This is a genomic window from Collimonas sp. GW821-FHT07E08, from assembly GCF_059418905.1.
Genome location: NZ_JBWKQR010000001.1, coordinates 307,639 through 331,817, shown reverse-complemented (window position 1 = coordinate 331,817; position 24,179 = coordinate 307,639). Strand labels below are relative to the sequence as shown.

At 62.5% G+C, this 24,179-nt stretch carries 23 protein-coding genes; 15 read left to right on the top strand and 8 right to left on the bottom strand.

The window, feature by feature from the left end; all coding sequences use genetic code 11:
- Nucleotides 1–93 precede the first annotated feature (93 nt).
- The 3 genes from AC07RZ_RS01565 to AC07RZ_RS01555 all read right to left on the bottom strand — a co-directional run bounded on the left by AC07RZ_RS01565 (nt 94) and on the right by AC07RZ_RS01555 (nt 2,347).
- Complete coding sequence (locus AC07RZ_RS01565; RefSeq protein WP_494666637.1) at nt 94–594, bottom strand: hypothetical protein; 501 nt, start codon at nt 592–594, stop codon at nt 94–96.
- Between the two features lie 206 nt (nt 595–800).
- Nucleotides 801–1,631, bottom strand: coding sequence for a 3',5'-nucleoside bisphosphate phosphatase (locus AC07RZ_RS01560; RefSeq protein ID WP_494666779.1), 831 nt, complete (start codon nt 1,629–1,631; stop codon nt 801–803).
- Nucleotides 1,632–1,747: 116 nt separating this feature from the next.
- On the bottom strand, nt 1,748–2,347 hold the full coding sequence (locus tag AC07RZ_RS01555) for a TetR/AcrR family transcriptional regulator (protein ID WP_494666636.1): 600 nt from the start codon (nt 2,345–2,347) through the stop codon (nt 1,748–1,750).
- A gap of 187 nt (nt 2,348–2,534) precedes the next feature.
- On the opposite strand from AC07RZ_RS01555, the gene AC07RZ_RS01550 reads away from it, so the two are divergent.
- Genes AC07RZ_RS01550 through AC07RZ_RS01530 form a run of 5 tightly spaced genes read left to right on the top strand, consistent with a single transcriptional unit; the run spans nt 2,535 to nt 7,435 of the window.
- Nucleotides 2,535–3,989, top strand: a complete 1,455-nt coding sequence (locus tag AC07RZ_RS01550; protein ID WP_494666635.1) for an efflux transporter outer membrane subunit — start codon at nt 2,535–2,537, stop codon at nt 3,987–3,989.
- A 24-nt stretch (nt 3,990–4,013) separates the two neighbouring features.
- Complete coding sequence (locus tag AC07RZ_RS01545; RefSeq protein ID WP_494666634.1) at nt 4,014–5,204, top strand: HlyD family secretion protein; 1,191 nt, start codon at nt 4,014–4,016, stop codon at nt 5,202–5,204.
- Between the two features lie 18 nt (nt 5,205–5,222).
- Nucleotides 5,223–6,761 (top strand): DHA2 family efflux MFS transporter permease subunit, encoded by a 1,539-nt coding sequence (locus AC07RZ_RS01540; protein WP_494666633.1) that lies wholly within the window; start codon nt 5,223–5,225, stop codon nt 6,759–6,761.
- 17 nt (nt 6,762–6,778) lie between these two features.
- Nucleotides 6,779–7,225 (top strand): MarR family winged helix-turn-helix transcriptional regulator, encoded by a 447-nt coding sequence (locus AC07RZ_RS01535; RefSeq protein WP_494666632.1) that lies wholly within the window; start codon nt 6,779–6,781, stop codon nt 7,223–7,225.
- A 27-nt stretch (nt 7,226–7,252) separates the two neighbouring features.
- Nucleotides 7,253–7,435, top strand: a complete 183-nt coding sequence (locus AC07RZ_RS01530; RefSeq protein WP_092391972.1) for a hypothetical protein — start codon at nt 7,253–7,255, stop codon at nt 7,433–7,435.
- Between the two features lie 26 nt (nt 7,436–7,461).
- Here AC07RZ_RS01530 and AC07RZ_RS01525 read toward each other — a convergent pair whose 3' ends face one another.
- Together AC07RZ_RS01525 and AC07RZ_RS01520 are read right to left on the bottom strand one after the other, a co-directional pair.
- Nucleotides 7,462–8,343, bottom strand: a complete 882-nt coding sequence (locus AC07RZ_RS01525; RefSeq protein ID WP_494666631.1) for an alpha/beta fold hydrolase — start codon at nt 8,341–8,343, stop codon at nt 7,462–7,464.
- Between the two features lie 5 nt (nt 8,344–8,348).
- Nucleotides 8,349–9,374 (bottom strand): patatin-like phospholipase family protein, encoded by a 1,026-nt coding sequence (locus tag AC07RZ_RS01520; protein ID WP_494666630.1) that lies wholly within the window; start codon nt 9,372–9,374, stop codon nt 8,349–8,351.
- A 430-nt stretch (nt 9,375–9,804) separates the two neighbouring features.
- Here AC07RZ_RS01520 and adh point away from each other — a divergent pair, with 430 nt between their 5' ends.
- The 5 genes from adh (at nt 9,805) to eutC (ending at nt 15,655) form a co-directional block, all read left to right on the top strand.
- Nucleotides 9,805–11,325: an aldehyde dehydrogenase gene (adh, locus tag AC07RZ_RS01515; RefSeq protein ID WP_144736075.1), complete on the top strand. Its 1,521-nt coding sequence runs from the start codon at nt 9,805–9,807 to the stop codon at nt 11,323–11,325.
- 76 nt (nt 11,326–11,401) lie between these two features.
- Entirely contained in the window at nt 11,402–11,800 is a 399-nt protein-coding gene (locus AC07RZ_RS01510) for a DUF779 domain-containing protein (protein ID WP_494666629.1), read from the top strand.
- A 196-nt stretch (nt 11,801–11,996) separates the two neighbouring features.
- On the top strand, nt 11,997–13,388 hold the full coding sequence (gene eat / locus AC07RZ_RS01505) for an ethanolamine permease (protein WP_494666628.1): 1,392 nt from the start codon (nt 11,997–11,999) through the stop codon (nt 13,386–13,388).
- A gap of 47 nt (nt 13,389–13,435) precedes the next feature.
- Nucleotides 13,436–14,839 (top strand): ethanolamine ammonia-lyase subunit EutB, encoded by a 1,404-nt coding sequence (locus AC07RZ_RS01500; RefSeq protein ID WP_494666627.1) that lies wholly within the window; start codon nt 13,436–13,438, stop codon nt 14,837–14,839.
- 9 nt (nt 14,840–14,848) lie between these two features.
- The gene (gene eutC, locus AC07RZ_RS01495; RefSeq protein WP_494666626.1) at nt 14,849–15,655 is read left to right on the top strand and encodes an ethanolamine ammonia-lyase subunit EutC; all 807 of its coding nucleotides are present in this window, start codon (nt 14,849–14,851) and stop codon (nt 15,653–15,655) included.
- Nucleotides 15,656–15,689: 34 nt separating this feature from the next.
- Here eutC and AC07RZ_RS01490 read toward each other — a convergent pair whose 3' ends face one another.
- The 3 genes from AC07RZ_RS01490 to dkgB are packed head-to-tail and all read right to left on the bottom strand — an operon-like array spanning nt 15,690 to nt 18,487.
- Nucleotides 15,690–16,688, bottom strand: coding sequence for an aldo/keto reductase (locus AC07RZ_RS01490; RefSeq protein WP_494666625.1), 999 nt, complete (start codon nt 16,686–16,688; stop codon nt 15,690–15,692).
- Nucleotides 16,689–16,705: 17 nt separating this feature from the next.
- Complete coding sequence (locus AC07RZ_RS01485; protein ID WP_494666624.1) at nt 16,706–17,674, bottom strand: TIGR03571 family LLM class oxidoreductase; 969 nt, start codon at nt 17,672–17,674, stop codon at nt 16,706–16,708.
- 3 nt (nt 17,675–17,677) lie between these two features.
- Nucleotides 17,678–18,487, bottom strand: coding sequence for a 2,5-didehydrogluconate reductase DkgB (dkgB, locus tag AC07RZ_RS01480; protein WP_494666623.1), 810 nt, complete (start codon nt 18,485–18,487; stop codon nt 17,678–17,680).
- Nucleotides 18,488–18,902: 415 nt separating this feature from the next.
- Between dkgB and AC07RZ_RS01475 the strand changes: the two genes are divergently transcribed.
- The 5 genes from AC07RZ_RS01475 to AC07RZ_RS01455 all read left to right on the top strand — a co-directional run bounded on the left by AC07RZ_RS01475 (nt 18,903) and on the right by AC07RZ_RS01455 (nt 24,172).
- The gene (locus tag AC07RZ_RS01475; RefSeq protein ID WP_494666778.1) at nt 18,903–21,128 is read left to right on the top strand and encodes a TonB-dependent receptor; all 2,226 of its coding nucleotides are present in this window, start codon (nt 18,903–18,905) and stop codon (nt 21,126–21,128) included.
- Between the two features lie 12 nt (nt 21,129–21,140).
- A complete protein-coding gene (locus AC07RZ_RS01470) occupies nt 21,141–21,827 on the top strand; it encodes a Fe2+-dependent dioxygenase (RefSeq protein WP_144736066.1) in 687 nt (228 codons plus the stop codon).
- Between the two features lie 154 nt (nt 21,828–21,981).
- Entirely contained in the window at nt 21,982–22,611 is a 630-nt protein-coding gene (locus AC07RZ_RS01465; RefSeq protein ID WP_494666622.1) for a 2OG-Fe(II) oxygenase, read from the top strand.
- 176 nt (nt 22,612–22,787) lie between these two features.
- Nucleotides 22,788–23,558 (top strand): slipin family protein, encoded by a 771-nt coding sequence (locus tag AC07RZ_RS01460; protein ID WP_092391949.1) that lies wholly within the window; start codon nt 22,788–22,790, stop codon nt 23,556–23,558.
- A gap of 119 nt (nt 23,559–23,677) precedes the next feature.
- The gene (locus AC07RZ_RS01455) at nt 23,678–24,172 is read left to right on the top strand and encodes a DinB family protein (RefSeq protein ID WP_144736065.1); all 495 of its coding nucleotides are present in this window, start codon (nt 23,678–23,680) and stop codon (nt 24,170–24,172) included.
- Nucleotides 24,173–24,179: the final 7 nt, after the last annotated feature.

The following is a 24,179-nucleotide window of genomic DNA, read 5'->3' as shown; positions in this document are numbered from 1 at the left end:
GCGGACCGGGACCGCAGTCCCGGTCCGCCGGCAACCCCTGGCCGATGCAGGCCGTTATTGCAAGCCGTTATTGCAGGCCGTTATTGCAGGCCGTCATTGCCCCAACGGCCGTTCCAGCTTCCAATAGATGATCGCTGCCGACATGCCGAAGATCAGGTGGGCCACCAGGGTCGCCCAGCCGCGCATGTCGTTGAACCACGAGAAGAAGCGAGCCATGCCGTAAAAATTGAACAGGTAGACAGCCAGGCCGAACACAGCGCCGGTCAGCAGTATCATGCCGATGCTGGAGTCAAAGTGGAAAGGCGCGACGATGGCGGCCAGGATCAGTCCGAGGACGATGCCCAGCACATAGTGGGTGGCAAGCGCCACCGCAACCACGCCGACGCTGAATGTGCTCGATTGCATCGTATCCGGTCCGAGGACGATGGCGGCGACCATGCGCGAAGTGACCCAGGGGCTGGTATCCATGAACAGGCTTGACCAGACCAGTTCCAGCACCATCACGACCGCACCGGCGGCAAAACCGGAGACGGCTGCCGCCGGCCAGTCCGGCAGGCGACGCTCCAGGTGATGCGAATGCATGTGAAGTTCCATGATGACCTCCTGAAAACGATAAGCAACAGCCACATCGTTGCTACAGATATGACAAGACCCTGCGCAAGGACACTGCAGCAGACTCTATTTCAGAGTAGTACAGAATCATGGACATGCAAAGGCAGTAACTATGCTGCGACGCAGCAGCACAGCCGGCTTTTTCAAGGCTTGGCGGGGACGTTATTGCGGAGGGAGCGCTGCGCGAATTACCAGTTGTGCCATACCGGCGTCAAGCTGTCAGGCAGCGGCGGCAAAGCGCCGAGATCGATGCGTGATTCGCTCGGACTGTGGAAATCGGAACCGCGCGACGCCAGGAAACCGTAGTCGGTTGCAACCTTGGCGTAGTAGCCGTACTGGTCCGGCGTATGGCTGCCGGTAACGACTTCGATCGCGCTGCCGCCCAGCTGTTTGAACTCGTTGAAAAAAGCGTCGAACGCCAGGTCGCTCAGCTTGTAGCGCCCCGGATGCGCCACTACCGCTATCCCGCCGGCGCCGTGGATCCAGCGCACCGATTGTTCCAGCGAGGCCCAGCGGTGCGGGACATAGCCAGGGTTGCCTTCCGTCAGGAAATTGCGGAATACTTCGCTGGTGTCGGCGCAGCGGCCGATCTCCACCAGGTAGCGGGCAAAATGGGTACGCGATATCAGGTCGGGATTGCCGACATGTTTCAAGGCGCCTTCAAAGGCGCCGGGGATCCCTGCCGCCGCCAGCTGTTCCGACATTTCGCGCGCACGCCGTTCGCGGCCGCCGCGCGTGGCAGCCAGTCCTTGCACCAGTTCAAGATTGGTCTCATCGATTTGCAGACCGACGATATGGATGGTCTGCCCGGCCCAGGTGATCGAGATCTCGACACCCGCGACATATGGCAAGCCGAGCTCCGCCGCCGCCGCCCGCGCTGCGGCGACGCCGCCTATTTCATCGTGGTCGGTGAGGGCCCAGACATCGACGCCATTGGCCTTGGCGCGCGCAGCCACAGCCGCCGGCGTCAAGGTGCCGTCGGAAACATTGGAATGGCAATGGAGATCAACGTTCAACATCATTAGTCCATACAGGGAAAGCAACCGTCATGCCACGATTGTACGCTCCTTGACCGCCTCATGCTGCGAACGCACATTACGCTCCCCCTGAAATGCCGGCAGGCAAGCGGCTTTCCTCATAGGGCAAGGATGCGCATGAAGGCATCGGTGGCGCGTTCCACCGAATCGCGGATCTTGGGCGCCGTCACGCTGGTGGCGACGCCCAGCATCCTGGTTTCCATCCACTCCGCTTCCAGCAGTCCGCGCAGCTGCAAAGCCGCGATCCAGGCATCGGTTTCGCGTATCTGTTTCCTGGCCATCGCCGCTTTCAGGAATTCGGCCACCATGGTCCAGCCCCTTTTCGGCCCGCGCTCGTACATCACCTGGCCCATCTTGGAACGCTCGGCGTGGTAAAGGATGAGACGGCGCGCAGCAATGATCTCTGGCCGCAATATGGCCTGCAGGTACATCGCGCCGAAACGCTGCAGGGTGGCGCGCAAATCGTCGGATTCAACCAGGCTGGCGAAGGTCAGGTTGAACTGATCCCCGGCCTGCTGCAGCAAGACTTCGATGAAGATTTCTTCTTTCGACGAAAAATAGTTGTACAGCGTCGCCTTCGATCCGCCCAGGCGCGCTGATATATCCGACATCGAAGTCCCTTCGAATCCCGCTTCATTGAACATCTGCGCCGCGATATCCAGGATCGCCTGTCGTCGTTCTTCACTTTTCTTGCGCATCGCTTGTTCCTTGTCCTTGCCTGCCTGTGGCGCCGGCGGCGGCAAATTGCCGCGCCATTGTTGTAAAAAACCTACCCTCGTTAGGGCCAACAGTTTTACTTGACGACGCCGAAAAGTCAATACTATACTATACCGTACAGTTCAGTTATAAATTCTGGCCATACCGATCTACAACAGGATATTTCCTATGCCACACCCATATTTTCCACCCTACGCCGCCCTCGGCCTGCGCGGCATCGCCAGCATGTGCGTGCTGGCGTTAAGCATCAGCGGCTGTGCCCCGTTTTCCGAAATCGGCCCGCGCGCCGAGTCCAAGGACATCAGCAGTTATCAAACCGGACACCTGCTGGCGGGCAACGCCGTCAATTGGCCCGATGACAACTGGTGGACGATTTACGGCGACCGGCAACTGGACGCCCTGATCGCCGAAGGCTTGAAAGGCGCGCCATCGCTGGCGGCAGCGCAGGCGCGCTTGCTGAAAGCGCAAGGCGTGGCCCAGCAGCAAGGCGCGGCCCTGCTGCCGCAAGTCAGCGCGAACGCCTCGGCCGACTACATGAAGCAGAGCTACAACAACGGCGTGCCGCCAGAGTTCGTGCCGCAAAACTACAACGTCGAAGGCAAGGCCACGCTCAACCTCAGTTATGAAATCGATTTCTGGGGCAAGAACCGCGCCGCCTTGGCCGCCGCCACTTCCGACCTGGAAGCCGCCAGGGCCGACGCCGCCCAGGCCCGCATCGCGCTGGCGACTTCGATCGCCGCCGCCTATGCCGAATTCGAACGCCTGCTGAGCCAGCACGATACGGCGCAAGAAGCGCTGCAGGTACGGATACAGACGCTGGACCTGTTTGAACAGCGCCGCCTCAACGGCCTGGAGACGCTGGGCAGCGTCAAGCAGGTGCTGGCGCGCAAGGCAAGCGCCGAAGCCGACCTGCTGAGCCTGGACGAATCGATAGCCCTGCAACGCAACAAGCTGGCCGCCCTGGTCGGCGCCGGACCGGACCGCGGCCTGTCGCTGCAGCGGCCGGTGCTCGACCTGTCCAAGCCGTTTTCCTTGCCGTCGCAATTGCCCGTGAACCTGCTGGGCCGGCGGCCGGACGTGGTTGCCGCGCGCCTGCGCGCCGAAGCCGCCGCCAAGCAGATCAAGGTCGCCAAGGCGCAGTTCTATCCGAACGTGAACCTGACGGCCTACCTCGGCTTCCAGTCGCTGGGACTGGGCATGCTGACCAAGGCCGGTTCCGATATCGGCAGCATCGGCCCGGCCATCTCGCTGCCGATCTTCGAGGGCGGCCGCTTGCGCGGCCAGTACCGCCAGGCCAGCGGCAGCTATGACGAAGCTGTCGCCAACTACGACGGCGCCGTGACGCAGGCATTGCAGGATGTCGCCGATGCCGCCGTCAGCGAAAAAGCCCTGTCGGGACGCCTGGGCAAGGTGCAGGAAGCAGTCGACGCTGCCGCCGCGGCGGCCCGGATCGCCCAGAACCGTTATGCAGGCGGACTGGCGACCTACCTCGACGTGCTCAACGCGCAAGACACCCTGCTCACCAACCAGCGCGACCTGTCGACGCTGCGCTCGCGCATGTTCGCACTGGACGTGGAACTGGTGCGGGCGCTGGGCGGCGGTTATCGCCAGGCTGCAATCTGATCAAACTAACCAGGCAAGAACAACATGTCACATTCCGATTCCCAGGCAGTCCAAGAACTCGCATCCACCGAAACCGCACTCAAGGCGGAACAGGCGGCCACCGCAAAAAAACGCAAGAAGCTGTTCGCCATCCTGGGCGGCCTCATCCTGCTCGGCGGTCTTTCCTACGCCGCTTACTGGCATTTCATCGGCTCGCGCTACATCAGCACCGATAACGCCTATACCGCAGCCGAGATTTCCCAGATCACGCCGGCCATCAACGGCATCGTCGCCGACGTCAAGGTAGTCGACACCCAATACGTCAAGCAAGGCGACGTGCTGGTCGTGATCGACAACAGCGACGCCAAGCTGGCGCTGCTGCAGGCGGAGGCGGACCTGGACCGCTCCCAGCGCCGCGTGCAAAGCTACTTCGCCAATGACGCCGGGCTGGCGGCCCAGGTCCTGGCGCGCGATGCGGAACAGAGCCGCGCCGCCGCCCAGGTATTGTCTGCCCAGGCCGACTTGCAACGCACGGAACTCGACCTGCACCGGCGCGAAGCGCTGGCCAAGTCCGGCTCGGTCTCCGGCGAAGAACTGACCAATGCCCGCACCGCGCTGCTGACCGCGCAAGCCAACATGAAAGTCGCCGAAGCCGGCGCCATACAGGCCAAGAGCAACCGCAGCGCCACCATCGGCGCGCAGCAAGCCAGCACCGTGCTGACCGCCAACACCACCGTCGCCACCAATCCCGAAGTGGAACTGGCGCGGGCCAAACGCGACCAGGCCAAGCTGGACCTGGAACGCACCGTCTTGCGCGCCCCGGTCGACGGCGTGGTGGCGCGGCGCCAGGTCCAGGTTGGCCAGCGGGTGCAGGCCGGCACCGCCCTGATGACCGTGGTGCCGACCCAGTCGATGCACGTCGACGCCAACTTCAAGGAAGGCCAGCTGACCCAGGTGCAGCTGGGACAACCGGTCACCATGAGCGCCGACATCTACGGCGGCTCGGTCGAATACCACGGCACCGTGGTCGGCCTGTCGGGCGGCACCGGTTCGGCGTTTGCCATGATTCCGGCGCAAAACGCCACCGGCAACTGGATCAAGGTGGTGCAGCGGCTGCCGGTAAGGATTTCGATAGACAGCAAGGAACTTGTCGCCAAGCCATTGAGCGTCGGCCTGTCGATGGAAGTGTCGATTGATACGCGCGGCGACAAGGGCGCCCCGGCCGGCCGCATGTAAGCAACAGGAAAGCAGACCATGCCATCCATTTCCTCAGAGCTGCCGATCAAGCCCCTGGCCGGCGCGCAGCTGATCGGCGCCGGCCTGCTGCTGGCCGCCGCCAACTTCATCGCGGTGCTCGACACCACCATCGCCAACGTCTCGGTATCGACCATCTCCGGCGCGCTGGGCGCCTCTTCCAGCCAAGGCACCTACGTCATCACCTCCTACGCGGTGGCGGAAGCGATCACCGTGCCGCTGACCGGCTGGCTCGCCAACCGTTTCGGCGCAGTGCGCGTGTTCATCGCGTCGATGGTCATGTTCGGCGTATTCTCGGCCTTGTGCGGCCTGGCTAACTCGCTGGGACTGCTGATTGCATTCCGCGTGTTCCAGGGACTGGCCGGCGGCCCGCTGATCCCGCTGTCGCAGACTTTGCTGCTGCGCGTTTTCCCCAAGGAGAAAGCGCCGACCGCGGTCGGGCTATGGGCCATGACCACGCTGATCGCGCCGATTGCCGGCCCGATCCTGGGCGGCGTATTGTGCGACCAGTATAGCTGGCCTTATATCTTCTACATCAACGTGCCGGTGGCGCTGATCTGCGGTTACCTCGGCTGGAAAATGTTCAAGCGCTACGAGTCGCCGCTGGCGAAAGTGCCTATCGACAAGGTCGGCATGGGACTGATGATCGTCTGGGTCGCCGCCTTGCAGCTGATGCTGGACCAGGGCAAGGAAAAAGACTGGTTCGCCTCGCCCGAAATCATCGCCCTGGCGCTGGTCGCCATCGTCGGCTTCATCGCCTTCCTGATCTGGGAACTGACCGAACGCAATCCGGTGGTCGACCTGCGCGTGTTCCGGCACCGCGGCTATTCGGCCAGCGTGATCACCATCTGCCTGGCGTTCGGCGCCTTCTTCGGCGCCACCGTGCTGACGCCGCTGTGGCTGCAAGGCTACATGGGCTATACCGCCACTCACTCGGGCCAGACCACTGCCCTGAGCGGCATCCTGGCGGTCATGGCCGCGCCCTTCGTCGCCAAGCTGTCGACCAAGGTCGATCCGCGCAAGCTGGTGTGCCTGGGCGTGCTGTGGCTCGGTTCGGTGACCTTGCTGCGCAGCTTCAACAGCACCGACATGACCACCTTCCAGATCGGCTGGCCGCTGCTGCTGCAAGGCATAGGCATGCCCTTGTTCTTTGTGCCGCTGACCGGGCTGGCGCTGAGCAGCGTCGATTTTTCCGAGACGGCGTCGGCAGCCGGCCTGATGAGTTTTTGCCGCACCATGTCCGGCGCCATTGCTACTTCGCTGGTTAACACCAGCTGGGAAAACAAGGCGATTTATTACCATGCCGAACTGTCGGGCCTGGTCGACCAGGCCGGCAACGCCAGCAATACCCTGGTGCAGTCCGGCCTGAACGCCGAACAGGCCCGGCTCAGCATCGAACAAACCGTACAGTCGCAAAGCATCATGCTGTCGACCAACCATATTTTCATGATGGCGGCACTGTCATTCCTGCTGGCGGCGACCGCGGTATGGTTCGCGCCCAAACCGAAACGCATTGCCGATACCTCGGCGGCGCACTGACAGCATTGCAACCAGCCATGGCGAACCGTCATCTTGTGCAGCGAGAGCAGCCATCCGCCGCCGGCCTGGATGCCCTGATGGAGCAGGCGCACGCCGTCATCCTGGATGCGCTGAACCAGGAATTGCAAGTGCTGGATATCACGGCGGCGCAGTACGTCATCATCGTCAACCTGGCCAACGCGCGCCCGGAGTCGATCGCGGCGCTCTGCAAGCTGCTGGCATACGATCCTGGCGCCATGAGCCGCATGGTCAGGCGGCTGGAACGGAAGGGCCTGGTGACACGGCTGCGCTCGCCGGCCAACAGCCGCGCGTTCACCCTCGAACTGACCGCGGCCGGCTGGTCTGTCTACCCGGAACTGACCGCCTGCATCACCCGTGTCCAGGACCAGGTCCTGGTGGATTTCACCCAGGACGAGACCAGGAAACTGAAGCAATTGCTGCATAAGCTGTTGTCGAAAATTTGACATCGATCCGCATGCCAGGAGGTGCACATGTTTGAGCAAGAAATGAACGCAGGCGCTATCGTCGAGATAGACGAGCTGAGCGAAATCGAATACCACCTGACCGTGGTCGAATTCGACATCCTCTGGAACCGCCGCACCACACAACAGGAACAGAGCCGCATGGACGACATGATCAGGCTGATCAACGCCTTCGAGGAAAGCCACTGCTAGCCTTGCAGGCCGGAGGGAGGACGGCTCTACCCTTCTTGCAGGAACTGTTCAATCAATGTCGCCAGCGCCTGCGGCTGGTCGTGATGCAGCATGTGTCCCGCGTTCGCGATGACCGCGGTCCTGGCATGCGGCAGCTTGGCGATGCGGCTGTCGATCTCGCCGCGCATCACGTCCTTGCCGCCCATCCACTGCCACATGTTGGTAAATTCCGCCTCGACGCATAGCACCGGCGCCGTGGTCGCGCGCCAGCAGGCCAGCATTTCTTCGACCCGCGGCAGCACCGGGTTGATGATCTTGTGCGCGGGATCGGCCAGTATCTCCCAGCGTCCCAGGTCGTTCTGGCGCGACCAGTGCTGGGCCAGGAATGCCGCCCGCTGGTCGTCCAGGCGCGGATTGGTCTTTTGCAGCCGCGCAGCGACCGCCGCCAGGTCCGGATAGCTCAGCAAGGCGGCCGCTTCGACCAGCTGGTCCAGCCATTTGGCGTAACGCGCCGGCGCCAGGTCGGCCGACAGGTGTTCACCGCCGAAGCCTTCCAGGTTGATCAGCGCCTTGATCCGTTGCGGCCGCGTGCCGGCATACAGGCCCACGGCGTAGCCGCCCATGCTATGCCCCAGCAGGTTGACCGGCGCCTCGGCTGAATAATGCTGCAAGATGGCGTCGAGGTCGGCCAGGTAATCGGGAAACCAGTAACTCTCCACCGGCGGCCCTTCGGTCAGGCCGAAGCCGCGCCAGTCCGGCGCGATCACATGCCAATCGCGCTGCAGGCAATCGACCACGAATTGGAACGAAGCCGAAACATCCATCCAGCCGTGCATCATGAAAATTTTCGGAGCGCCGGCGCGGCCCCAATGACGTATGTGATAACGCAAGCCGCGCAAGGAAAGGAATTCTGAACGGGATAGTTTCATCGGTATCAAGCCAGGAATTGGTCGAGGTCGAAATTCGATATCAGCTCGGCGCCGGAAAATTTCTCGGTCAGCCATAGTTCGGCGCGCGTCCGGCCGGCGTCGCGCAAGGCGTGGATGAAGGACGCCTTGGTATTGAGCTTGCTGGCCACGCTCAGCTGGCTCATCAGGGCATCCGAATCGATCACGTGGATGCGCAGTTCCTTGAGCCGCTCATGCATCTTGCCGCGCGCGTCGGGATCGGCTTCGGTTTCGCGCTTAGCCAGCGCCAGGCCGCCCAGTTCGGTAAAGAAGGTTGAGCTGAAACTGATTTCGCTCAGGCGCTGGCCAATCTCGTCGGTGCCGGTCGGCGTCAGCGGCCGGCGAAACGGATGCAGCAGTACTGCCAGGATATCGGGCGAGTTGCACAGATGCAGCAGCGGAAAAATCGGCGGGTTGGCGGTCAGGCCGCCGTCCCAGTAGGCTTCGCCGTCAATCTCCACCGCATGGTGCATCGACGGCAGGCAAGCCGACGCCAGCAATGCGTCCTGCGTCAGGTCGGCATTGCGGAAGATGCGCAGGCGGCCGGTGCTGACCTGGGTGGCGGCGATGAACAGCTTGACCTTGCCTTCCGCTCGCAGGCGTTCAAAGTCGATCTGCTTGCTAAGGATGTCGCGCAAGGGGTTCAGGTCAAACGGGTTGAGCTGGTACGGCGAGAACATCCTGGTCACCGAGAACATATGCTTCAGCAGCGCCGACGATGTCGCCTGCGAAGCGATGCCGGCTTCGCTCAAGGCGTCCGGCCGCATGAAGCTGTAGAGATCCCGGGTGCTGACGCTATCCCAGAAATCGGCCAGCGCCTGGCGCGCGCCGTCGCGGCCGCCGATCGCCAGGCCGTAGCTCATCGCCACCGCATTCATGGCGCCGGCGCTGGCGCCGCTGATGCCTTCGATCTCGATCCGAGGATCTTCCAGCAGGCGATCCAGGGCGCCCCAGGTAAATGCTCCATGCGAACCGCCGCCCTGCAACGCCAAAGTCATTATCTTGTTCTGCATGAAAAATATTCCTGAAGATTGCTATCGGTTGAAATGGGTTCTTGCCCGCAATTTCATGTCGGTGACAAGGCCTGACCACAGTCTCCTGTGCTGCTAATTTACCAATCTTTGGCTTTGTGTGCTGGACGCATTTTCCCGAGGGTTCATGATCGGCAGCGGTGCTGGCGCCAGCCCTGGCACATTTTGCAGCAACTGTACCCGGCCATTGTTCAGTAACGGAACAGTTGTTGCGTGTTTTTAAAATACCAGACTGCCGTCCAAACCGCCATCGCCAACTTGCCGTTCCTCCGCAAGCCGCGCCGGGCTTGAATCTCGGCGATCCTGACGGCGCTGCCGCGGCACTGGCGCGGCACTGGCACATTCGTTGCGCAATAACAGATGCAGTTCGTAGCGCTGAATCCCACTCACTCATTCCAAGCCAGAGGACGACATGAATCTCGCAGACATCAGCAAGCTAGCCACTCGCAATCCATTCAAGCAACGTTATGACAATTTCATCGGCGGCAAGTTCGTGGCGCCGGTCAAGGGCGAATATTTCGAGAACGTCAGCCCGGTGATCGGCAAGACCTTTTGTGAAATCGCCCGCTCCGGCGCCGAAGACATCGAACTGGCGCTGGATGCGGCGCACGCCGCCAAAGCCGCCTGGGGCAAGACCTCGCCGGCGGAACGCGCCAACATCCTCAACAAGATCGCCGACCGCATGGAGGCCAACCTGGAACTGCTGGCGATCGCCGAAACCATCGACAACGGCAAACCGATACGCGAAACCACCGCCGCCGACATCCCGCTGGCGATCGACCATTTCCGCTATTTCGCCGCCTGCATCCGGGCCCAGGAAGGTTCGGTCGCCACCATCGACGACCAGACCTACGCCTATCACTTCCACGAACCGCTGGGCGTCGTAGGCCAGATCATCCCATGGAATTTCCCGATCCTGATGGCGGTCTGGAAACTGGCGCCGGCGCTGGCCGCGGGCAATTGCGTCGTGTTGAAACCGGCCGAGCAGACGCCGGCATCGATCATGGTCTGGGTCGAGCTGGTGCAGGACCTGCTGCCGCCCGGCGTGCTCAACATCGTCAACGGCTTCGGCCTGGAAGCCGGCAAGCCGCTGGCCTCCAGCAAACGCATCGCCAAGATCGCCTTCACCGGCGAAACCACCACCGGCCGCCTGATCATGCAATACGCTTCGCAAAACATCATTCCGGTGACGCTGGAACTGGGCGGCAAATCGCCTAACGTATTTTTTGCCGACGTCATGGACCAGGACGATGCGTTTTTCGACAAGTGCCTGGAAGGTTTCGCCATGTTCGCCTTGAACCAGGGCGAAGTCTGCACCTGTCCATCGCGCGCGCTGATCCAGGAATCGATCTACGACCGCTTCATGGAGCGCGCGCTGAAACGGGTCAAGGCCATCAAGCAAGGCAACCCGCTCGACAGCGCCACCATGATCGGCGCCCAGGCGTCGCAGGAGCAGCTGGAAAAGATCCTGTCCTACATCGACATCGGCAAGCAGGAAGGCGCCAAGCTGCTCACCGGCGGCACGCGCAAGCAGCTGGGCGGCGACTTCGACGCCGGCTACTACGTCGAACCGACAGTCTTCGAAGGCAATAACAAGATGCGCATCTTCCAGGAAGAAATCTTCGGCCCGGTGCTGTCTGTCACCACCTTCAAGGACGAGGAAGAAGCACTGGCCCTGGCGAACGACACCTTGTACGGCCTGGGCGCAGGCTTGTGGACCCGCGACGGCTCGCGCGCCTTCCGCATGGGACGCGGGATCCAGGCCGGCCGGGTATGGACCAACTGCTACCACCTGTATCCAGCCCATGCGGCATTCGGCGGCTACAAGCAGTCCGGCATAGGCCGTGAAAACCACAAGATGATGCTGGACCACTACCAGCAAACCAAGAACCTGCTGGTCAGCTACAGCCCGAACGCCCTGGGCTTTTTCTAAGCGCGCCGGCCCCTGCCCCGTCTGCACCGGGGCGGGAGCCGGCATTCCGTTATCCCGTCACCAGCGACCACACATCATGCCCGCCATCCCCGCCCGCGTCAGCGCCACCGGCGCCGCACTGGAATTCCTGCAGCAGCTCAGGCAAAAACACGGCCCGCTCATGTTCTTTCAATCCGGCGGCTGCTGCGACGGCAGCTCGCCCATGTGCTACGCCATCGGCGATTTCCAGGTCGGCGATGCCGATGTCTATCTCGGCGACCTGGACGGCGCACCGTTTTATATCGGCGCCGACCAGTTCGAATACTGGAAACACACCCAGCTGATCATCGATGTGGTGGCAGGCAACGGCGGCATGTTTTCTGTCGACAACGGCAGCGGCAGGCGCTTCCTGAGCCGTTCGCGCCTGTTCAGCGACGATGAGTATGCGCTGCTGGCCGAGGCCCCGCTATTGCTGGGCAAACAAGCCGCTAAATAATTGTGCACCACAAAGGCACGCATTTTGCTTTTGTTTTGCCCTTGCCTGCCTTCAAGACCAGGCCGCAACCGCTGCCTGCCGCTCCGGCAACAGAGATGCACCGCTTTCGCCTGCAGGCTGTCCAAAGTGGCGCAGCGGAACGCGGAGCGGCGCATTTCCTTTCGATTTTCGTGCACCTATCCCGTGGAGAAGCCTCATGAATGCAAAAACCGGCTCAGGCGCTAGCGCAGCCCCCGCCTTGAAACAGACCTTGGGCACGATACAGCTTTGGGGGATCGCCGTCGGCCTGGTGATTTCGGGCGAATATTTCGGCTGGAGTTATGGCTGGGCTTCCGCCGGCACGCTGGGCTTTACCGTGACGGCGCTGTTCATCGCCGCCATGTACACCGCGTTCATCTTCAGCTTCACCGAACTGACCACCTCCATCCCGCATGCCGGCGGGCCGTTCGCCTACAGCAAGAAAGCCTTCGGACCGCTGGGCGGCTACTTTGCCGGCGCCGCCACCCTGATCGAGTTCGTGTTTGCGCCGCCGGCGATTGCGCTGGCGATCGGCGCCTATCTCAACGTGCAGTTCCCGTCGCTGGATCCCAAGACCGCCGCGGTCGGCGCCTATGTGGTGTTCATGGCGCTCAATATCGTCGGCGTGCAGATTGCCGCCATGTTTGAGCTGTGCGTGACCCTGCTGGCGATTTTCGAACTGCTGGTGTTCATGGGCGTGGTCTCGCCAGGATTTTCAGTGGCGCATTTCGTCAAGGGCGGCTGGTCCGGCCAGGACAGTTTCAGCCTGGCCGCCATTCCCGGCATGTTTGCCGCGATCCCGTTCGCCATCTGGTTTTTCCTGGCGATCGAAGGCGTGGCGATGGCGGCCGAAGAAGCCAAGGATCCGAAGCGTTCGATCCCGATCGCCTACATCACCGGCATCATCACCCTGGTGCTGCTGGCCATCGGCGTCATGGTGTTTGCCGGCGGCGCCGGCGACTGGACCAAGCTGGCCAACATCAACGATCCGCTGCCGCAAGCGATGAAACTGATCGTCGGCGAGCACAGCAGCTGGCTGCACATGCTGGTCTGGCTCGGCCTGTTCGGCCTGATCGCCTCCTTCCACGGCATCATCCTCGGTTATTCGCGGCAGATTTTCGCGCTGGCCCGGGATGGCTACCTGCCCGGCTATTTCGCCAAGATCCATCCCCGCTTCAAGACCCCGCACCGGGCGATCCTGGCCGGCGGCGTGATCGGCATCGCCGCCATCTACAGCGACGAACTGATCAAGCTCGGCGGCCAGACCCTGACCGCCAACATCGTCACCATGTCGGTGTTCGGCGCCATCACCATGTACATCATCAGCATGCTGAGCCTGTTCCGCCTGCGCCGCAGCGCGCCCGACATGGCGCGCCCGTTCCGCGCGCCGCTGTATCCATGGTTCCCGGCGTTTGCGCTGGTCGGCGCCTGCGTCTGCATGGCCACCATGATTTATTACAATGCGCTGATCTTCGGCATCTTCGCTGCCTTCCTGGCTTTTGGCTATGCGGTGTTCCTGATGACGAAAAACAGCCGCAGCACCGAGCAAAGCGCCTATGATGTTGCGTAAGGGCTGCGTAAAAAACAGTGCGGCCATCTGCCTGGAGGACGCTGTCAGTGAATAACCGAACACATCAGTTCAGCCATATCGTCGGAGCCAGGACCTATCTGTTCCGCGACCTGAAAGATTTGATGGCCAAGGCTACCCCGCCCCGCTCGGGCGACTACCTGGCAGGGCTGGCCGCCGGCAGCGCGGAGGAAAGGGTAGCGGCCCAGATGAAGCTGGCCGAGCTGCCGCTGTCGATCTTCCTGAACGACTTGCTGGTGCCGTATGAACAGGATGAAATCAGCCGCCTGATCGTCGACGGCCATGACGCCGCCGCCTTTGCCGCCATCAGGCATTTGACGGTCGGCGATTTCCGCAACTGGCTGCTGAGCGACCAGGTCGACGACGTCGTGCTGACGGCGGCGGCGCCCGGCATCACCCCAGAAATGGCGGCCGCGGTATCCAAGATCATGCGTGTGCAGGACCTGATCCTGGTCGGAAAAAAATGCCGGGTGGTGACGCGCTTCCGCAACACCATCGGCCTGCCGCACAGCCTGTCGACCCGCCTGCAGCCGAACCATCCGACCGACGACGCCACCGGCATCGCCGCCAGCATCCTCGACGGCCTGCTGTACGGCAGCGGCGATGCGGTCATCGGCATCAATCCTGCTACCGACAATGTGCCGCAGGTGATCAAGATCGTCGGCATGCTCAACGACATCATCGACCGCTACCAGATACCTACCCAGTCCTGCGTGCTGACCCACGTCACCAACACCATAGAGGCGATCAACCGCGGCGCCCCGGTGGACCTGGTGTTCCAGTCGATTGCCGGCACCGAAGCCGCCAACCAGAGTTTCGGCATCAGCCTCAAGCTGCTGGCCGAGGCGCATGACGCGGCGCTGTCGCTGCAGCGCGGCACCGTCGGCAACAACGTCATGTATTTCGAGACCGGCCAGGGCAGCGCGCTGTCGGCCAATGCCCATCACGGCGTCGACCAGCAAACCTGCGAAGCGCGCGCCTATGCCGTGGCGCGCGAGTTCAAGCCGCTGCTGGTCAATTCCGTGGTCGGCTTCATCGGCCCCGAATACCTGTACGACGGCAAGCAGATCATCCGCGCCGGCCTGGAAGACCATTTCTGCGCCAAGCTGCTCGGCCTGCCGATGGGCTGCGACGTCTGCTACACCAACCATGCCGAGGCCGACCAGAACGACATGGATATCTTGCTGACCTTGCTCGGCGCCGCCGGCTGCACCTTCGTCATGGGCATCCCGGGGTCGGACGACATCATGCTGAATTACCAGACCACCTCTTTCCACGACGCGCTTTATGCGCGGCGCGTGCTCGGACTGAAACCGGCGCCGGAATTCGAGGCGTGGCTGAAAACCATGAAAATCTTTACCGAAGACAGCCAGGTCAAACTGGGCGCCGAACTGCCGCCGGCGTTTCAGCACGCCCTGCTGCGTTTGTCCTGAGGCACGCACATGAGCGATTCGAATCCTACTGTAGTAGACAATCCCTGGCAGGCCCTGCGGCAATTCACCGCGGCCCGGATCGCCCTAGGGCGCAGCGGCGTCAGCCTGCCTACTTCGGCGCAGCTGGAATTCCAGCTGGCCCATGCAAGGGCGCGCGATGCGGTGCACCTGGCGCTCGATACCCAGGCATTGAGACAGGCGTTGAACAACAGCGGCGACATCTGCATCACCCTGTCCAGCGCCGCGGAAACGCGCGACATCTATCTGCAGCGCCCGGACCTGGGGCGCCGCCTCGACGCCGCCTCGCGCAGTGCGCTGGCTGACCAGCCTCGCAGCGCCTCGCGCCGCTACGACCTGGCCATCGTCATCGCCGACGGCCTGTCCGCGCTCGCCATCGAACAAAACGCCTTGCCTTTCCTCAGCGCACTCAAGCAAAGGCTGGAGCCGGAACACTGGACGCTGGCGCCGCTGACCATCGTGCGCCAGGGACGGGTCGCGATCGGCGACGAGGTGGGCCAGCTGCTGAATGCAAAAATGGTGGTGGTGCTGATCGGCGAACGCCCCGGCCTGAGTTCGCCCGACAGCATGGGCCTGTACCTGACCTGGGCGCCGCGCGTCGGCCTGACCGATGAAAGCCGCAATTGCATTTCCAACGTCCGGCCGGCCGGTTTGTCTTATGCGGAAGCGGCCTACAAGTTGCACTACCTGCTGGCGCAAGCACGCCAGCGCCAATTATCCGGCGTGCAATTGAAAGACGAAACCGCAGGCGAGCACGACAAACTGCAACGGCCCGAACGCAATTTCCTGCTGGAATAGTAGCGCCGGGCCGCCGGATCTTCCTGATCGGGAATCAGATGCCTGGCAGCGGCGCATTGGCCGCAACCAGCCCTTGCTCGCGCAGCGCCAGCCAGAACTCGGCAGGAACAGGCGCTGCCGCCAGCACCAGGTTTTCCGCGATGCGTTCGGGACGGCTGGCGCCTGGAATCACCGCCGCCACCGCAGGATGGGCCAGCGAGAATTGCAGGGCCGCGGCCTTGATATCGACCTTGTATTGCGCGGCGACAGCCTGGAGATGCTGGACTCGCTTGATCATTTCCGGCGTTGCCTTCTGATATTCAAAATGCTCGCCGCCGGCCAGGATGCCGGAGTTGTAGGGTCCGCCGACGACAATCCCGGCGCCGCGCTGCGCGCACCCAGGCATCAGCTGTTCCAGCGCATGCTGGTGGTCAAGCAAGGTATAGCGGCCAGCCAGCAGGAAACCGTCGGGATCGGCCCGCTGCAAAGTCAGCATGCAAGGTTCAACCTTGTTCACACCCAGGCCCCAGCCCTTGATCACGCCTTCTTCGCGCAAGCGCGTCAGCGCCTTGGCCGCGCCGTTCATGGCGACGTCGAATACATCAAGCCAGTTCTCGCCATGGAAATCCTGGGCGATGTCGTGGATCCACACATAGTCGATGCGGTCGGTGCGCAAGCGCTTCAGGCTGTCTTCGATGGAGCGCAGGGTGCCGTCGGCGCTGTAATCGTAGACCACCTTGTTTGGCAAGCCGTGCACGAACAGGCCGCCCTTCTCGCCCATGTCGCGCGAGCCGGTATCTTCGATTTCATCCAGGATCAGGCGGCCGACCTTGGTGCTCAGCACATATTCGTCGCGCGGACGGGCAGCCAGCGCTTCGCCCAGGCGCAGTTCGGCCAGGCCGGCGCCGTAAAAAGGCGCAGCATCGAAATAGCGGATGCCGTTCTGCCATGCCGCTTCTACCGTATCCAGCGCTTCCTGCGCCGGGATATCGCGGAACATGTTGCCTAAAGGAGCGGTGCCGAATCCGACTTTGCCGGGTACATTGATACGCATGATATTTCCTTCGTAGATTAAACAGTTGCGGCTGCGGCGGCGTCTGCATTATCTGCAGCGCCGCTAGCCAGGTGAAATTCGGGCAAGACGAATTCAGCGATTTCCGCCATCGTCTCCGCCAGCGGCCGCCGGTTTTGCCGGAAATGCAGGCCGATGTGCTGCACCCCTGCGGCCTGCATCGCCGCCAGTTCGGCGATCAAGCCATTGCGCCCGACCCGGCCGCCGAAGCGGTGCCGCCGCATCGGTGCGCCGGCATCGTCGGCAAGATCCAGGTGGATGAAGCTGACGTACGGCTTGTCGTTGCCAGCCACTGCGCGCCAGGCCGCGGCGCGATGGGCGTGATCTTCAGGCGTGCCGGGATATGCCAGGCAGCCATCCATGTGCTGGCCCAGCCACGCCGGCGCCTGCTGCGCCAGGCCGGCCACCAGCAGCGGCAAGGGCTGCCGCGGACGCGGCAGCACGCGTATCCCGGGCGGCAGCTGCTTGGCGGCCCAATTGCGGATCAGGGCAACCTGTTCGCGGAAGGCCTGGCCGCGATTAGCGAAGTCGCGGCCAAACAGCGGGTATTCAACCGGCCGGTCGCCGCTGGCCACGCCAAGCAGCAGCCGGCCGTTGCTGAGCTGGTCGACGCTGGCGGCGGACTTCATGGTCAGCAGCGGTTCGCGCAACGGCAACGCCACGGCGGCAGTGCCAAGCAGGATGTCGCGGGTGATGCCGGCCAGGTAACCGAGATAGGTAAACGCCTCGAATACCTGCGCCGCATCGCCGAAGGCGGGATCGTAAAGCGGCACGTCGCGCAGCCACAGCGCCCGGAAACCCAGGCGGTCCGCCAGCTTTGCCAGTTCGGCATGGCGCTGCAGGTCCGGTTCGCCCGGCAGCCTTGGGCTGCCGGCCTGGCGCGCCGCCATCGACCAATCGTTATCCAGCGGCAGTTCGAGGCCGACGCTGAAACCGCCGGCGCCCAATGCAGATAATGCTGGCGACATGATTCAATCCCAGGCCGGAGCCAGGCCTTCCGGATTGGCCAGGCGCTCGTTGCGTTCCAGCGCGGCGATCTGCGCCATGTCTTCTGCCGACAGCACGATGCCTTGCAGCTTCAGGTTGTTTTCCAGGTTGGCGCGCTTGGTCGACGAGGGGATCACGGCAAAGCCTTGCTGCAAAGCCCAGGCCAGCGCAATCTGCGCCGGATTGGCACGGTGCCGCTCGGCGATGCGGACAAGCACCGGTTCCTGCATCACCTTGCCATATGCCAGCGGCATGTAGGCGGTGACATGGATGCCGTGGCTGCGGGCAAATTCCGCCACCTTGCGGTTTTGCAGGAACGGATGGATCTCGACCTGCTGGGTCGCGATCTCGGCGGCGCCGACGGCCGCAATGGCCTGCGCCAGCTGGGCATTGGTGAAATTGGAAACGCCGGTCAGCCTGGTCAGGCCCGCCGCCTTGGCTTCGGCCAGGGCTGCCATGTAGTCCGCGACCGGGATCGCATCCTTTGGCGACGGCCAATGGATCAAGGTCAGGTCCAGCCGCTCCAGGCGCAGCTTGCGCAGGCTGTCCTTCAAGCTCGGGATCAGCTTGCCGGGCGCCAGGTTGTCGATCCAGACCTTGGTGGTGACGAACAGTTCATCGCGGGCGATGCCGCTGTCGGCAATCGCCTGGCCGACTTCGGCCTCGTTGCCGTAGATCTGTGCGGTATCGATATGGCGATAACCGACTTCGATGCCGGTGCGGACCGAGTCGATCACCACCTGGCCTTGCAGACGGAAAGTGCCGAGGCCGATGTTCGGGATGCTGGTAGTCATGGAATTCCTTTGAAAGAGACAGTGCGGGTCGGCTGGCATGACGGCCGACATTTGCGCCGGTTAGCGAAGGACGTACTGTGCGCTCATTTTTTATTGCGGAAAATACATATATGCTCAAATGTTATTTGATTCCGCATCAATAATTAATGCCTTGATATATCCCTTAAAAGAACAATGGAAGAGCCGGAAAATTGTTGCTATCAGGTGCTTTTTACAATTCCCGACTATTAATTTACGTTAAGACTCATCTATAATTGCGTCGCGAATTAAAACTAAATAAGAATCGATTACACAATCACTCTCATTTGCAATACAGAATTTGTAATGCCCGACAGCCAGCAAAACGGGGATAGCCGTATTAGCCAGCCAAAATTTCTGCTTCTTTCCTGAAGCTAAACCTTTGACAACTAAAACAATGATCCGCCTTAACCCGATTGCCGCTGCCCTGGTCGCAGTGTTCGCCGCTCCCCTGCCCCTGTACGCACAACAAACCCCCGCCCCGAAACCAGAGGCCAGCTTGCAGGAAGTGACTGTAGAAGGCAGCCGCGGCGATTTCAACGCCAACGCGACATCCCTCACAAAATTGGCGGCCGACCTGCACGACGTGCCGCAATCGGTAGTAGTGGTGAACAAGGCGCTGATGCAGTCGCAAGGCGCAACTTCGCTGGCCGACGCCCTGCGCAACGTGGCCGGCATCACCCTGGGCGGCGCCGAAGGCGGCCAGATCGGCAACAACATCAACCTGAACGGCTTTTCCGCGCGCACCGACATCTACCTGGACGGCTTCCGCGATCGCGGCCAGTACTATCGCGATACCTTCGCCATCGACCAGGTCGAAGTGCTGATGGGTCCGTCATCGATGCTGTTCGGCCGCGGCTCCACCGGCGGCGTGATCAACCAGGTGACCAAGAAAGCCAACCTGCACGCCTCCACTGAAGTCTCGGCGTCGGCCACCACCAACGGCCTGGTCCGCACCACCGCTGACTACAACCATCCGTTGTCGGATACGTCGGCGTTCCGCCTGTCTGCAATGGCGCAAAACGGCAAGGCCACCACACGCGACCAGACCGACGTCCAGGATTTCGGACTGGCCGGCTCCTACGTGTTCGGCATCGGCACCCCGACCGAAATCACCCTGTCGGCCCTGGTCCAGCACAACCACGACATGCCCGACTACGGCCTGCCGCCGCTCAACGGCCATCCGGCGCCGGTCGACCGCAATACCGCCTACGGCCTCAACAGCGACCATACCAACCAGGACGTGGCGTCGCTGAACGCCACCGTGCGCCACAAGATCACGCCCGACATCGTGCTGCGCAACCAGACCCAATTCAATTACGTACGCACCAGCGCGGTCGAAACCGCGCCGAACACCATCGGCACGGTTTCCGCCGCCGGCTTTACGCCGCTGACGCCGTCGGCAGTCAGCGCGCTGCCCCTGAGCAGCCTGTATGTCCGCGGCCAGAGCCATGACCGCGACATTCGCGACTACTCGATTTTCAACCAGACCGAGCTGTCGGCCAAACTCAGCACCGGCAGCATCAAGCATGAGCTGCTGGCCGGCTTCGAGCTCGGCCATGACGGCTACGACAACCAGGGCTACTACCGCAACGGCAGCTGCAACGGCAAGGCCTTGAATCCGACCTCGACGGTCGCCGGTTATAACGACTGCGTACCGCTGGTCAATCCAGGCTACAGCGCAGCCGGCAGCAGTGTCGCCAGCCAGGCCGGCAACCGCGCCGGCGGCTCCGCCAACACGATCGCCGCCTATCTCAACGACACCGTGACGCTCAACGACCAGTTCAAGCTGGTCGGCGGCCTGCGCTTCGACCGCTACATCGCCAGCATCACCAATTCGCTGAACGCGACCAATGCCCCGGCCGCCGCCAAGAACACCACCCTCGCCTCGGCCCAGCAGACCGTCAACTTCACCAGCGTGCGCCTGGGCGGGATCTGGCAGCCAAGCGCCGAGCAGTCCTACTACCTGTCCTACGGCACCTCGTTCAACCCGTCGCTGGAACAGCTGACCGGCACCAGCGGCCAGCAAAACCTCGACCCGGAAAAGAACCGTTCCTACGAACTGGGCGGCAAATGGGACCTGGCCAACGGCAGGCTGTCGCTCAACTCGGCCATCTTCCAGATCAAGAAGGAAAACGCACGCAGCCAGATCAGCACCGGCGTGTATGAGCTGGACGGCACGGTCAGGGTCAACGGCGCCCGCGCCGGCGCGGTCGGCAACATCACCAAGGACTGGCAAGTCGCGCTCGGCTATACCTACCTGAACGCCAAGGTAATCCAGTCTTCCGCGCTCGACGGCACGCTGGGCAAGATCCCGGTCAACACGCCGAAGAATACGCTGACCACCTGGTCTACCTACAAGGTCGCGCCGCACTGGGAAATCGGCGGCGGCGCCACTTACATGTCGGAACGCTACGCCAACCCCACCAACACCGTGCAGGTCGGCGGCTATACCCGCTGGGACGCAACGGTGGCGTATACGCAACCGAAATACGATATCCGCCTGAATCTGTTCAACCTGGCCAACAAGATGTATTACGATGCGCTGATCCAGTCCGACGGCGGCCGTTCGGTGCCAGGCAGCGGCCGCACCGCCATGCTGTCGCTCAACTATCGCATGTAAGAGAAAAAGCCTATGCTGATCGCCATTCCCAAGGTACTCGACGCCCGCCAGCTGGACGCGGTGCGCCAGCTGCTGGACCAGGCCGGCGCGGCATGGGTCGATGGCCGCGTCACGGCCGGCTACCAGGGAGCGGCGGTCAAGTTCAACCAGCAGATCGACGAACGTTCCGAAGTGGCGCTGCAATGCCAGCAGATCATCCTGGAGGCATTGGAGCGCCACCCGCGCTTTATCAGCGCGGCGCTGCCGAATACCGTTTATCCGCCGATGTTCAACCGCTACGGCGAAGGCATGACCTTCGGCGCCCACGTCGACGGCAGCGTGCGGATCCATCCGCATGACGGCCGCAAGCTGCGCACCGATATCTCCGCCACCCTGTTCCTGTCGGACCCGGCGTCGTATGACGGCGGCGAGCTGCAGATCGAAGACAGCTACGGCATGCACTCGGTCAAACTGGCGGCCGGCGACATGGTGGTTTATCCGGCCACCAGCCTGCACCAGGTCACCCCGATCACGCGCGGCGTGCGCAGCGCCTGTTTCTTCTGGGTGCAAAGCCTGGTGCGCGACGATGCCCAGCGCAGCCTGCTGTTCGACATGGACAACGCCATCCAGAAACTGAACCAGACCAATGCCGACGAACAGGCGCGCCGCACCTTGATCGGCTGCTACCACAACCTGATGCGGCAATGGAGCGAGACCTGAGGACCGGTCTCCGCGCGGCGCCCGCCGCGGTGTTATGATGGACCGGTTAGCCCCGCAATCCGCTGGTCTGGATTCGTTTGGCGGCATCGTTGAAACAGCGCTCCTGGAATATTGACGATCTGCAGTTAAAGCATGTTTCCCAAGAGTGGTAGCGATGCAGTCCCCTGCCTTCCCCGAGCATTCCAACGCGGCGCTGCCGCCGCACATGGCCGATGGCCTGGCCGAACACGGCTGGTCGCAGCACAATGTTTTCCTGTCGCCCGAGCTGACGCGGGAACTGGCCGCGGAATGCCGCGTGCTGGCCGACAGCGGCGCATTGAATCCGGCCGGCATAGGCAAAGGCGCGGCGCAATTGCTGCGCGCGGACATCCGCGGCGATCGCATCCTCTGGCTGCAAGCGGGACAGTCGCCGGCGTGCGACCGCTATCTGCAGATCATGGAAAACTTGCGCATGACGCTAAACCGCGAGCTCTACCTGGGGCTGGACGAATACGAAAGCCATTTCGCGTTTTACGCGCCGGGCGCCGGCTACCAGGCCCACCTGGACCGCTTTCGCGACGACGATTGCCGCACCGTATCGGTGGTCATTTACCTCAACCAGGACTGGCTGCCGGAACAAGGCGGCGCCCTGCGCCTGCATCCGCTGGGAAAATGCACCGAAGACATTGCACCGCTGGGCAGCCGCCTGGTGCTGTTCCTGTCGGCCGACATGCTGCATGAGGTATTGCCCGCAACGCGCGAGCGCATGTCGCTTGCGGGCTGGTTCAGGCGGCGCCCGGCCTGAGGCCGGTTTGTTATGAAATGAGAAAGCCCGGCCCATGGCGGCTGCCGGCGATTCATGAGCGTGGAGATGTTTAAGTGGCGTGCGGTGACCTATACTGCAAGCATGGCCTGTCGGCGCGGCGCTGCGGTGACGCGGCGACCGGAGCAGGCCATCCTCGACAAGGAAGGAGGCACAAAATGCCCTGGAATTTCGCCTGGTTCGGACTAGCCGCAATCATCTTCGTCCTGCTCATCCTGCTCAACGCGGCAATTTACATTTTCCGGGAATACGAACGTTGCGTAGTGTTCACCCTCGGACGCTTTTCCGGCGTCAGGGGCCCGGGACTGGTGCTGCTGGTTCCTGCAATCCAGCAGCTGGTCAGGGTCGACCTGCGCACCGTCGTGCTGGAGGTGCCGACACAAGACGTCATTTCGCGCGACAACGTCTCGGTGCGGGTAAACGCCGTGGTGTATTTCCGCGTCGTCGATCCGAAAAAGGCCATCGTCGAAGTCGCCAACTTTTTCAACGCCACCAGCCAGCTGTCGCAAACCATGCTGCGCTCGGTGCTGGGCAAACATCAGCTGGACGACATGCTGGCCGAACGCGAAAAACTGAACCTCGCCATCCAGCAGGCGCTCGACGCGCAAACCGACTCCTGGGGCATCAAGGTATCCAATGTCGAGATCAAGCAGGTCGACCTGACCGAATCGATGATACGCGCCATCGCCCGCCAGGCCGAGGCAGAACGCGAACGGCGCGCCAAGGTGATCCATGCCGAGGGCGAGCTGCAGGCTTCCGAGAAACTCTACCAGGCGGCCCATGTCCTGGCGCAAGAGCCGCAGGCAATCCTGCTGCGTTACCTGGAAACGCTGACGGTGATCGGCGCCGACAAGAACACCACGGTGGTATTCCCGCTGCCGATGGACCTGCTGTCGTCGTTCCTGGGCGACAAAAGAAAGACCCCCTAGCCGGGACCGGACATGCGGGCCGCGCAGCGGCATGGCAAAAAACAGCGGCGCCGCAACGCATTTTTGGCGCTGCCATATAATTGCCTGTCCGAAAACCCATGCCTCCCGGCACACCAGCAATGCACCCTATCACGATCGCCGCCCTCGCCGCTTTTCCGCCGCAGCTGGAAGCGCACTACGCCGCCATTCCCGCCGAGTTCCGGCACTGGGCGCCAGCGTCCTGGGAAGGCGTGCCAAGCGAACCATTCACCGCCATCGAACAGATCTGCCATGTGCGCGACATCGAAATCGACGGCTATCACTTGCGCTTCCAGCGCACCCTGGATGAAGCCAATCCGCTGCTGGCGTCGATCGACAGCGACATCCTTGCCAGAGAACGCAATTACGCCGCCGCCGATCCGGCTGAAATTTTCATGTCGTTCCGCGCGGCGCGCGCCAAGACGGTCGAACTGCTGTCCGGCCTGGATCAGGAACAGTTCAGGCGCAGCGCCGAATTCGAAGGGTACGGCCGGTTGACGCTGCGCAGCCTGGCGCACTACCTGTGCAGCCACGACCAGCAGCACCTGGCCGGCCTGCAGTGGCTGCTAGGCAAGATAGAGGCAAGCCGGCTGTAGACTGCTT

What these genes read in the sequence shown, in the direction of transcription:
- AC07RZ_RS01470 (WP_144736066.1), top strand. Translation starts at nt 21,141, where the DNA reads ATGCTGATCGCCATTCCCAAGGTACTCGACGCCCGCCAGCTGGACGCG.
- AC07RZ_RS01560 (WP_494666779.1), bottom strand. Translation starts at nt 1,631, where the DNA reads ATGTTGAACGTTGATCTCCATTGCCATTCCAATGTTTCCGACGGCACC.
- AC07RZ_RS01555 (WP_494666636.1), bottom strand. Translation starts at nt 2,347, where the DNA reads ATGCGCAAGAAAAGTGAAGAACGACGACAGGCGATCCTGGATATCGCG.
- adh (WP_144736075.1), top strand. Translation starts at nt 9,805, where the DNA reads ATGAATCTCGCAGACATCAGCAAGCTAGCCACTCGCAATCCATTCAAG.
- AC07RZ_RS01530 (WP_092391972.1), top strand. Translation starts at nt 7,253, where the DNA reads ATGTTTGAGCAAGAAATGAACGCAGGCGCTATCGTCGAGATAGACGAG.
- AC07RZ_RS01565 (WP_494666637.1), bottom strand. Translation starts at nt 594, where the DNA reads ATGGAACTTCACATGCATTCGCATCACCTGGAGCGTCGCCTGCCGGAC.
- AC07RZ_RS01545 (WP_494666634.1), top strand. Translation starts at nt 4,014, where the DNA reads ATGTCACATTCCGATTCCCAGGCAGTCCAAGAACTCGCATCCACCGAA.
- AC07RZ_RS01475 (WP_494666778.1), top strand. Translation starts at nt 18,903, where the DNA reads ATGATCCGCCTTAACCCGATTGCCGCTGCCCTGGTCGCAGTGTTCGCC.
- AC07RZ_RS01460 (WP_092391949.1), top strand. Translation starts at nt 22,788, where the DNA reads ATGCCCTGGAATTTCGCCTGGTTCGGACTAGCCGCAATCATCTTCGTC.
- AC07RZ_RS01510 (WP_494666629.1), top strand. Translation starts at nt 11,402, where the DNA reads ATGCCCGCCATCCCCGCCCGCGTCAGCGCCACCGGCGCCGCACTGGAA.
- AC07RZ_RS01535 (WP_494666632.1), top strand. Translation starts at nt 6,779, where the DNA reads ATGGCGAACCGTCATCTTGTGCAGCGAGAGCAGCCATCCGCCGCCGGC.
- AC07RZ_RS01525 (WP_494666631.1), bottom strand. Translation starts at nt 8,343, where the DNA reads ATGAAACTATCCCGTTCAGAATTCCTTTCCTTGCGCGGCTTGCGTTAT.
- AC07RZ_RS01455 (WP_144736065.1), top strand. Translation starts at nt 23,678, where the DNA reads ATGCACCCTATCACGATCGCCGCCCTCGCCGCTTTTCCGCCGCAGCTG.
- AC07RZ_RS01465 (WP_494666622.1), top strand. Translation starts at nt 21,982, where the DNA reads ATGCAGTCCCCTGCCTTCCCCGAGCATTCCAACGCGGCGCTGCCGCCG.
- AC07RZ_RS01540 (WP_494666633.1), top strand. Translation starts at nt 5,223, where the DNA reads ATGCCATCCATTTCCTCAGAGCTGCCGATCAAGCCCCTGGCCGGCGCG.
- eat (WP_494666628.1), top strand. Translation starts at nt 11,997, where the DNA reads ATGAATGCAAAAACCGGCTCAGGCGCTAGCGCAGCCCCCGCCTTGAAA.
- AC07RZ_RS01485 (WP_494666624.1), bottom strand. Translation starts at nt 17,674, where the DNA reads ATGTCGCCAGCATTATCTGCATTGGGCGCCGGCGGTTTCAGCGTCGGC.
- AC07RZ_RS01490 (WP_494666625.1), bottom strand. Translation starts at nt 16,688, where the DNA reads ATGCGTATCAATGTACCCGGCAAAGTCGGATTCGGCACCGCTCCTTTA.
- AC07RZ_RS01550 (WP_494666635.1), top strand. Translation starts at nt 2,535, where the DNA reads ATGCCACACCCATATTTTCCACCCTACGCCGCCCTCGGCCTGCGCGGC.
- eutC (WP_494666626.1), top strand. Translation starts at nt 14,849, where the DNA reads ATGAGCGATTCGAATCCTACTGTAGTAGACAATCCCTGGCAGGCCCTG.
- dkgB (WP_494666623.1), bottom strand. Translation starts at nt 18,487, where the DNA reads ATGACTACCAGCATCCCGAACATCGGCCTCGGCACTTTCCGTCTGCAA.
- AC07RZ_RS01520 (WP_494666630.1), bottom strand. Translation starts at nt 9,374, where the DNA reads ATGCAGAACAAGATAATGACTTTGGCGTTGCAGGGCGGCGGTTCGCAT.